Origin of the sequence: uncultured Alistipes sp., assembly GCF_902388705.1 — a bacterium.
GTDB lineage: Bacteria > Bacteroidota > Bacteroidia > Bacteroidales > Rikenellaceae > Alistipes.
In genome coordinates this window covers 173,938-183,187 of record NZ_CABMQJ010000001.1, presented here as the reverse complement: position 1 = coordinate 183,187, position 9,250 = coordinate 173,938, and the positions used below count along the sequence as shown (strand labels likewise).

At 60.8% G+C, this 9,250-nt stretch carries 8 protein-coding genes; 7 read left to right on the top strand and 1 reads right to left on the bottom strand.

The window, feature by feature from the left end:
• The 3 genes from ribA to fmt form a co-directional block, all read left to right on the top strand.
• Nucleotides 1-829 (top strand): GTP cyclohydrolase II (gene ribA / locus QZT71_RS00835; protein WP_295911214.1); only part of this gene is annotated, 829 nt, incomplete at its 5' end.
• Nucleotides 830-844: 15 nt separating this feature from the next.
• On the top strand, nt 845-1,228 hold the full coding sequence (locus QZT71_RS00830; protein ID WP_295911213.1) for a VOC family protein: 384 nt from the start codon (nt 845-847) through the stop codon (nt 1,226-1,228).
• A 2-nt stretch (nt 1,229-1,230) separates the two neighbouring features.
• Nucleotides 1,231-2,202: a methionyl-tRNA formyltransferase gene (fmt, locus tag QZT71_RS00825; RefSeq protein ID WP_295911212.1), complete on the top strand. Its 972-nt coding sequence runs from the start codon at nt 1,231-1,233 to the stop codon at nt 2,200-2,202.
• A 201-nt stretch (nt 2,203-2,403) separates the two neighbouring features.
• On the opposite strand, the gene QZT71_RS00820 is transcribed toward fmt, so the two are convergent.
• Complete coding sequence (locus QZT71_RS00820) at nt 2,404-3,291, bottom strand: endonuclease/exonuclease/phosphatase family protein (protein ID WP_295911211.1); 888 nt, start codon at nt 3,289-3,291, stop codon at nt 2,404-2,406.
• Nucleotides 3,292-3,500: 209 nt separating this feature from the next.
• Here QZT71_RS00820 and QZT71_RS00815 point away from each other — a divergent pair, with 209 nt between their 5' ends.
• The 4 genes from QZT71_RS00815 to QZT71_RS00800 are packed head-to-tail and all read left to right on the top strand — an operon-like array spanning nt 3,501 to nt 9,185.
• On the top strand, nt 3,501-5,159 hold the full coding sequence (locus QZT71_RS00815; protein ID WP_295911209.1) for a ribulokinase: 1,659 nt from the start codon (nt 3,501-3,503) through the stop codon (nt 5,157-5,159).
• 35 nt (nt 5,160-5,194) lie between these two features.
• Complete coding sequence (locus QZT71_RS00810) at nt 5,195-6,454, top strand: MFS transporter (RefSeq protein ID WP_295911208.1); 1,260 nt, start codon at nt 5,195-5,197, stop codon at nt 6,452-6,454.
• 28 nt (nt 6,455-6,482) lie between these two features.
• A complete protein-coding gene (locus QZT71_RS00805; RefSeq protein WP_295911207.1) occupies nt 6,483-7,856 on the top strand; it encodes an FAD-dependent oxidoreductase in 1,374 nt (457 codons plus the stop codon).
• Nucleotides 7,857-7,874: 18 nt separating this feature from the next.
• Nucleotides 7,875-9,185 (top strand): histidine-type phosphatase, encoded by a 1,311-nt coding sequence (locus QZT71_RS00800; protein ID WP_295911206.1) that lies wholly within the window; start codon nt 7,875-7,877, stop codon nt 9,183-9,185.
• The last annotated feature ends 65 nt before the right edge of the window (nt 9,186-9,250 follow it).

Here is a 9,250-nt window from a genome sequence, read left to right as displayed (position 1 = left end):
CAACCCGCTGCGCGCCCGCCAGAAAGGCGTACTCCGCCGCCCGGGGCACACCGAGGCCGCCATCGACCTCGCGCGGCTGGCCGGATTGCAGCCCGCAGGCGCACTGATCGAGATCATGAACGACGACGGCACGATGGCCCGCCTGCCGCAGCTGGTGGAAATCGCCCGGAAATTCGACCTCAAAATCATTTCGATTGCCTCGCTCATCGAATACCGGTTGCGCGAGGAGTCCATCGTCGAGAAGGGCGAAACCGTCGACCTGCCAACCGCATGGGGCGATTTCCGCATCACGCCGTTCCGCCAGAAGAGCAACGGGCTGGAGCACGTGGCCCTCACCAAAGGCGAGTGGACGGACGACGAACCGGTTCTGACACGCGTGCACTCGTCGTGCGCCACGGGCGACATCTTCGGCTCGTGCCGCTGCGACTGCGGCGACCAGTTGCACGAAGCGATGCGCATGATCGAGCAAGAGGGCAAGGGTGCCATCATCTACCTTCAGCAGGAGGGGCGCGGCATCGGCCTCTGCAACAAAATCAAGGCTTACAAACTCCAGGACGAGGGGCTCGACACGGTCGACGCCAACGTACGGCTGGGCTTCGGTGTCGACGAACGCGATTACGGCGTCGGTGCGAGCATCATCCGCGAAATGGGTATCAAGCACATGCGGCTGATGACCAACAACCCGCTCAAGCGTGCGGGACTCGAGGGCTACGGGCTCCGGATCGACGAAATCGTACCGGTGGTCATCGCCCCCAACGAGCACAACCTGCGCTACCTGAAAACCAAGGAAGAGCGCATGCACCACACACTGGGACTCGACAGCAAATAAAATAATCAGCCAACCATGCAGTTAGCCCACATCGCACTCTGGACACAACGCCTCGAAGAACTGCGGGATTTCTATGTCCGCTACTTCGGCGGTGTGAGCAACGAGCGGTATGTCAATCCTGCCAAAGGATTCGAATCCTATTTCATCCGTTTCGGCGACGGCTGCCAGTTGGAACTGATGCGCCGCACGGACATCCGCGAACAGGCCGTCGGGCCCCGGCTGGGGCTGTGCCATTTCGCGTTCGGGCTCGGCAGCAGGGAAGAGGTACTCGCGCTGACCGAGCGGCTCCGGGCCGACGGCCACCAGATAGCGGGGGAGCCCCGCACCTCGGGGGACGGCTATTTCGAGAGCGTCGCGGCAGACCCGGACGGAAATTTGATAGAACTGGTATATAAATGACGATGAACCCGAAAGAACTGCGTATCGTATTCATGGGCACGCCCGAATTCGCCGTGCCGTCGCTCCGGGCGCTGGTCGCCGGAGGCTACAATGTCGTGGCCGTGGTCACCACGCCCGACAAACCCGCCGGCCGCGGACAGAAACTCCACCAGAGCGACGTCAAGCTGGCCGCCCTCGAGCTGGGGCTTCCGGTGCTGCAGCCCGAGAAACTCAAGGCGCCCGAATTCGTCGAGGCGATGCGCGCCCTCGAGCCCGACCTGGGTATCGTCATCGCATTCCGGATGCTGCCCGAGGTAATCTGGGCCATGCCGCGTTTCGGAACGTTCAACCTCCACGCCTCGCTGCTGCCGCAGTACCGCGGCGCAGCGCCTATCAACTGGGCGGTCATCAACGGCGAAACCGAAACCGGAGTTACGACGTTCCTGCTCAACCACGAAATCGACAAAGGAGCCATCATCGGGCAAATCCGCGTCCCGATACTGCCGGAGGACTGTGTGGGTACGCTGTACGACAAGCTGATGCACACCGGCACCTCGCTCGTGACCCAAACCGTCGACAGCATCGCAGCGGGCGATATCCGCCCCGTCGAACAGATGCACATTGACCAAGCAGCCCTGCATCCGGCACCCAAAATATTCAAGGAGGACTGCCTTATCGACTGGACGTGGGACGGACGGCGCATCGTAAACTTCGTACGCGGTCTGTCGCCCTATCCGGCAGCCTGGGCGGAGATGTACAAAACAGGCATCGAAACGCCGCTCCCGGCAAAGATATATACCGCGGCATTCGAGCCCGCAGCCCACGGCGAGGAGCCCGGCAGCATCGAAAGCGACGGCCGCACCTCGCTCCGCATCGCCTGTGCGGACGGCTGGATCGCCCTCGGCGAAATTCAAATCGCCGGCAAGAAACGGCTCCCGGTACGGGAACTGCTGCTCGGACTGCGGGATATCGGCAGTTACCGGTTCCGGAAATAACGGCAGTATCGACTGACACCGGGAATGTCAAAACCGACGGATAATTAAGCCCCCGGAGCAAAAGCTCCGGGGGCTTAATTATTTACGGGCGCATGTCGGGACTGCATCCGGAAAGATAGCCCGCGCAACAGCGCTGTTCCTTACCGGCTTCCGGCCGGCATATTCACCGACTGGAACGCTCCGGCCCGCCGACGTTCGCACCTATTTCATCACCACATCCGCCTCGAGGAAATAGTGGTCGCTCGGGTATTTGCCGCCGATACGGTCTTTAACCAGTTCGGAGGCACGGGCACGGAGCCCGTCGCCTTTCAGGTAGATGAAGTCAATCCGTCCGGGCTTTCCCTTTTTCGGCCGATAGGCCTCGCCTTTGAACTGGTGGAATGAGTTTTCGTGCGTATCCCCGCCGTTGGCCTGAATAAAGGCATCTGTCCAGCCTGCATCCGTCAGGGCTTTCGCCACGGGATTCGAGGGCTTCGAATTGAAGTCTCCGACGAGCACCTGCGGAATATTCCCGGGATACTGCCCCGTTTCGTCCAGTACGACCCGCACCTGCGCGATCCGGGCCTCCTGCGAAATATGGTCGAGGTGCACCGATAAGACCCGGAACTCCCGCCCTGTGCGGCGGTCGCGGAGCCGCACCCAGCTGACATGGCGCGCACGCGCCGTTCCCCACGCTTCGGAACCGCCGATAAGCGGTGTTTCCGAAAGCCAGTAAACGCCCGCTCCAGTCATCTCGTAACGTTTCTTCGAGAACATCACCAGATTCTTGGCAATGCCGTGGTACTCCCGGTCGGGCATGGCGTCCATCTCGGGCCCGGAATAACCGAAAACGAAATAGCACGGAAACATCCGGCACATGTCCTCGTATTGTCCCACCGTAACCTCCTGCAGGCAATATATATCGGCCTTGCGGCGCTTCATCACCTCGCGGCACAGCTCTTTGCGCACCGACCAGCCGTTGCCGGACTCCTCGTCCTGAGGCAGGGGCACCCGGATATTGCATGAAACCACCCGGTGCACGCCGCGTTCCCGGGCCGCAGCCGCGCCGCACAGTATGAGAGCGGCGCACAATAACAAGATTTTCTTCATAAATAAATATATGTAACGATTACTACCGACCGGGCGGCAACAAAAATAGCACATTAAAAACAAATGCATACAATAAAACACACAATAATACAAAAAAAAGAAAGACAAAAGCATAATATAGGGATAAAAAAATAAAATATTTATATCTTTGCACTATCGCTCCGCTCAACCCGGAACGAACCCGACCGAAAAACCAGACCTAACCGATCATGGAAGAAACATACGTAATAGGAATCGATTACGGGACGGACTCCGTGCGCGCCCTGCTGGCGAATGCCTCCACGGGAGAAATCGCAGCCGACTCCGTATTCAACTATCCGCGCTGGAATACACAGGCGTACTGTGCGCCTGCCGAATCGCGCTTTCGCCAGCATCCGCAGGACTACCTCGACGGCCTGTGCGGCGTAATCGGCGACGTGCTCGCCGCACGTCCGGAACTCGCCCCGCAGGTAAAGGCAATCGCTGTCGACACGACGGCCAGCACACCGTGCCTGGTCGACCGCAAAGGCACACCGCTGGCGCTCCGGCCCGAATATGCCGAAAATCCGGATGCGATGTTCGTCCTGTGGAAAGACCATACGGCGCACCGCGAAGCGGAAGAGATTACGGCCCTGTGCGCACGCAGCGGCATAAACTACGCCCGGCACTCGGGCAACCACTATTCGTCGGAATGTTTCTGGGCCAAAGGACTGCACCTGCTGCGCGGCAGCGAACAACTCCGGCGCGACGCATACGCCCTCGTCGAGTTGTGCGACTGGATTCCGGCCGTACTCACCGGCGCGGATGATCCTTCGGCGATGCACGTCAGCCACTGCGCCGCAGGCTCGAAACAGATGTGGGCCGAAGAGTGGGGCGGATTTCCCCCGGAGGAGTTCTTCGAAGAGATCGACCCGATACTGCTTCCCATCGTGCGCAACATCAGCAAAACGAACCACACCTGCGACCGGGCAGCCGGACGGATTGCCCCGGAATGGGCCACCCGGTTCGGGCTCCCGGCAGACGTGGTGGTCGGGGTAGGCAATATCGACGCGCATGCGGGTGCCGTGGGCGCGGGAATCGGTTGCGGCACGGTCGTGCTCAACCTCGGCACCTCGGCCTGCTACATGGCGCTCATGCCCTCCGAAGAGATGAACGGCCGCCTCGTCGAAGGCATCTTCGGACAGGTCGACGACTCGATTGTCCCGGGCATGGTCGGCTTCGAAGCCGGCCTTTCCGCATTCGGGGATGTATACGCGTGGTTCAAGGAGCTGCTGTGCTGGCCGCTGAAAGAGGTGCTTGCCCGTTCGGAACTGCTCGACGCACAGACCCGGCAGCGGCTCGTCGCAGAGTGCAGCGAGCGCATCTTGGGCAGGCTGACGCAAGAAGCCGAACGGCTGGTGCTCCGTGAGGACTCGCCGCTGGCGACCGACTGGCTCAACGGCCGCCGCAATCCCTATCCGGCGCCCAAGCTGGCCGGAACCGTCACCGGGCTGCGGCTTTCGACCTCGGCACCGGAAATCTACTACGCCTTTGCCGAAGCCACGGCGTTCGCCACCAAGGCAATCCTCGACCACCTCGCCGCAAACGGCGTGGTAATCGAAAAACTCACGGGCATCGGCGGCATATCGCAGAAATCGCCCTTCGTCATGCAGTTGCTCGCCGACGTAACCGGCCGTAAAATCTCGGTCATCGACTGCAAGCAGGCATGCGCCATGGGCTCCGTCGTCTACGCCTCCATAATCGCGGGGCGTTACGGCTCGGTGGAGGAGGCACAGCGGGCGCTCTGCAACTTCCCGTCGAGGGTCTACGCACCCGCCGCCGAACGGTATCCGCTGCTTATGCAGCGCTACGAACGCTACAAAGCCCTGGGACAAACCCGGCAACGATAACCCGAACACACAACCAACCGAACCTGAAACCACAAATGAATTTCCTGACCAATCCGGAGAAACGGAAATGGGTGATTGTGGTGACGATTTTCATCGCCATCATCTGCAACTACCTCGACCGGCAACTGCTGTCGATTCTCAAACCGACCATCAAGGCCGCATTCGACATGAACGACGACGGCTACGCGTTCATCGTCAACATTTTCCTGATATGCTACGCCGTCATGTACCCCATATCGGGCATTCTCGTCGACAAGTTCGGGCCCAAAAAGGTCATGTTCTTCGGCATACTGGCCTGGTCGGCGGCCTGCATCGGCGGCGGCCTCTCGTCGAACATGGAACAATTCGCCTTTTTCCGCGGCCTGCTCGGGCTGGCCGAGCCCACGATTTTCGCAGGACAGATCGTCGCCGTGACGGTCTGGTTCGAGAAACGCCAGCGGGCCACGGCCAACAGCCTCTGCACCGCCGGGGGCTCGATCGGCACGGTCGTCGCCCCGATTGTCATCGCATGGCTCTCGACCCTGTTTCCGTGGAACGACGTATTCGTGCTGGCGGGCGGAATCGGCATCCTGATTGCCGTCGTCTGGATTTTCGTCTACACCAACCCGCCCAAAGAGATACTCGACGTCACGCTGAACGAAAGCGCCGCCAACCAACAGCACGGCAAAGCATTCTCGTGGGGCGGACTCTGGAAGACCCGCACGCTGTGGGGCGTGCTGCTCATCCGTTTTGTCAGCGACCCGGTATGGTATTTCTGCCTGTTCTGGCTGCCGGGATACCTGCAGGAAGACTCGGGGCTGACGCTCATACAGGTCGGATGGGTCGGATGGATTCCCTTCCTGTTCGGTGCCGTGGGCGGCGTATTGACCTCGGCATGGTCGGACAAAATGGTACGCAAAGGCATGGATCCGCTCCGGGCCCGCAAACGCATGATGACGCTGGTTGCCATCGCCGCCCCGTTATGTATTCTTACGCCCTACTTCAACGAACTGCCGCCGTACTGGAACGTCGCGACCATCATCGCCTCGTTCAGCCTGATTGCCATCATGTGCCTGAGCTGGCTCTATACGATCTGCGTGGTCATCGCCGAAGCCTTTCCCGTGCGCAACGTCGCCAGCGTGGTGGGCATCACGGCCGGTTTCGGCGCCGTGGGCGGAGCCATCTTCAATTATTATGTAGGACAACTGTTGAGCACGATGGGGTCGGCGCTCTTCCTGGTCATGGGCGTCCTGCACTGGATTGCCGTGCTGATACTCTGGAAAATGACGCGGCCCGAAATCCCGCAGGAAAAATAACGGTACGACAAAATAAAAACCACAAACCATGGAACAGAAAATCCAAACCATCCACGAACCGGCCCGCGACATCCCCGTACGCGCGGCAGCAGACATACTTATCGTCGGCGCAGGCCCGTCGGGACTTATGGCCGCACAGGCCGCAGCCGGCAAAGGACTGAAAGTCATGCTGCTCGAAAGCCGCGGATACCTGGGCGGAAACCTCACGATCGGCCTCCCGATTCTGGGCTTCCTCGGGGAGAAGGGCAACCAGATTATCAAAGGGCTTCCCCAGCGTTTCATCGACCGCCTGAAAGAGAAGAACGCGGCGAGCGACCACCGCCCCTGCAAGCTCCACGTAAGCCTGACAATCATCGACCCCGAAGCGAGCAAAACCCTGGCCCTGCAACTGATGGAGGAGGCGGGCGTCGAGGTGCTGATGTACGTGTTCTGCACCGACGTCATCAAAGAGGGCGACGAGGTAAAAGGCGTCATAATCGAGAGCAAGGCCGGACGCGAGGCAATCCTCGCCAAAACCGTAATCGACTGCACGGGCGACGCCGACGTGGCGTACCGCGCCGGCGTGGAATGCCACAAGGGCGACGCGGAGGGCGGCATGCAGCCCCCGACGCTGATGTTTTCGATGCGCGGCGTCGAAACGCAGCGACTGCGCGACGCCATCGTCAACCAGCCCGAAATTTACGACATGGACATCATGCCCGCAGAGTCGTTCCGCAACGAGAAATTCATCACCGTCGGCCTGCGCAACCAAATCGGCAAGGCCCGGGAAGCCGGAATCGACATCCCCGTAGCCCGTACCATCCTCATTACAGGCATGGCGGAGGACGAGATCTGGGTCAACATGTCGCGCGTAAACGGCGTCGACCCGACCAGGCCCGAAAGCTACACGCACGGGGAAACCGAGGCCCGCAAGCAGATATACGAAATCATGAAATACCTCAAGCAGTACGTTCCGGGCTTCGATAAGGCGTGGCTGGATCGGGTAGCGCCGTTCATGGGCATCCGCGAAAGCCGCGTCATTGTCGGCAAATACGTCCTCACCGCCGGGGACATACTGGCCTGCCGCCGTTTCGACGACGCCGTGGCCGTGGCCAGCTATCCCGTCGACCTGCATCACCCCAAAGGCGGGGACTGCACGCTGGAATACTGCGGCGACTGCTACGACATCCCGTACCGTACGCTCGTGCCGGCGCATGTCGAAAACCTGCTCGTGGCAGGACGCTGCTCGTCGTTCACGCACGAAGCCATGGCTTCGACGCGTGTCATGTCGACCTGCATGGCCCTCGGCGAAGCCGCCGGACGCGCCGCACGCATCGCCCTCGAAGAGGGGGTGCGTCCCTCACAGGTCGATGTGCAGAAACTGCGCCGCGAACTGAAAGAAACCGGCGCCTACCTGCGCTAAAACCCAAGCACCGGAGTTATGAGATTCACAAAACTGCTCCTCGCACTCGTCCTCTGCACAATCACCGCGGCGGTATACGGACAGAGTGCCCGCGAGGAAATCCGCACCACGCCCGACAAGGCCGGAGGGGTCTACTACGTCTACACCTACGACAGCCCCGCAAGCACTCCGGCGCCCGCGGGTTACGAGCCTTTCTACATCAGCCATTACGGACGCCACGGTTCGCGCTGGCTGCTGCGGGAGTCGGAATACACGCAGACGCTGAAAACGTTCGACGCCGCCGCCCGGGCGGGAGCCCTGTCGGAATTCGGGCAGGAGGTGTACCGCCGCCTGCAACTTGCCTGCGCCGACGGACAGGGCAGGGCCGGCGACCTCACGCCGCTGGGTGCCGAGCAGCACCGCGAAATCGCGGAGCGGATGTTCGCCTCCTGTCCGCAGGTATTCCGCAGCGGGGCCCGAATCGACGCACAGTCGACCGTCGTCGTGCGCTGCGTATTGAGCATGGCGGCATTCTGCGACCAGCTCCGGAAGATGAACCCGTCGCTCGTAATAACCCGCACGGCCAACAACCGGACGACCCGTTACCTCAATTTTTTCAGCGTCTCGGCCAATCCGGAACTCGATGCGGAATACCTCGACCTGTTGAAAAGCAAGGCGTGGAAAGACGCCGAGGAGAATTTCCGAAAGAGCCGGATGCATCCCGGACGCCTGATGGGTCTGCTGTTCGCCGATGCAGGATTTGCCGCCGGCATCGACCAACGGGAAGTGATGGAGCAGCTCTGGGCACTGGCCGTAAACGAACAGGACACCCGCACGGGAATCACGTTCTACGACCTGTTCACGCCCGAGGAGCTGTTTGCGGTATGGGAATGCGTCAATTACCGTTTCTACAACTACCGGGGCCCCGGACCGCTCAACCGGGGATATGCGGAGCATTATGCGACGGCGCTGCTCGAAGACATCATCGCCCGCGCCGACAGCGCACTCGCAGCGGGCACGCCTGCGGCCGACCTTCGGTTCGGGCACGACGGCAACCTCATGCCGCTGGTCAGCCTGATGCGCTTCGGGGGATGCACGGCACAGGTAACCGATTCGGACAGGATTGCAGACGCATGGCAGGATTACCGCATCTCGCCGATGGCGGCCAACATACAGTTGATTTTCTACCGCAAAAAGGGCGCGGACGACATACTGGTCCGAATGCTCCACAACGAACAGGAGGTGCGCATACCGCTCGCGTCGGACACGGCGCCGTATTACCGGTGGAGCGACCTGAAAGCGTATTACCTCGAACAAATCGCCCGCGCAAAAGTTCCGGCACGGCAATAAAACGAAAGGCAGGTTAATGCAAAAGGGGCTTCGTAAAGCCCCTTTTGCATTCTTCCCTCCGGACG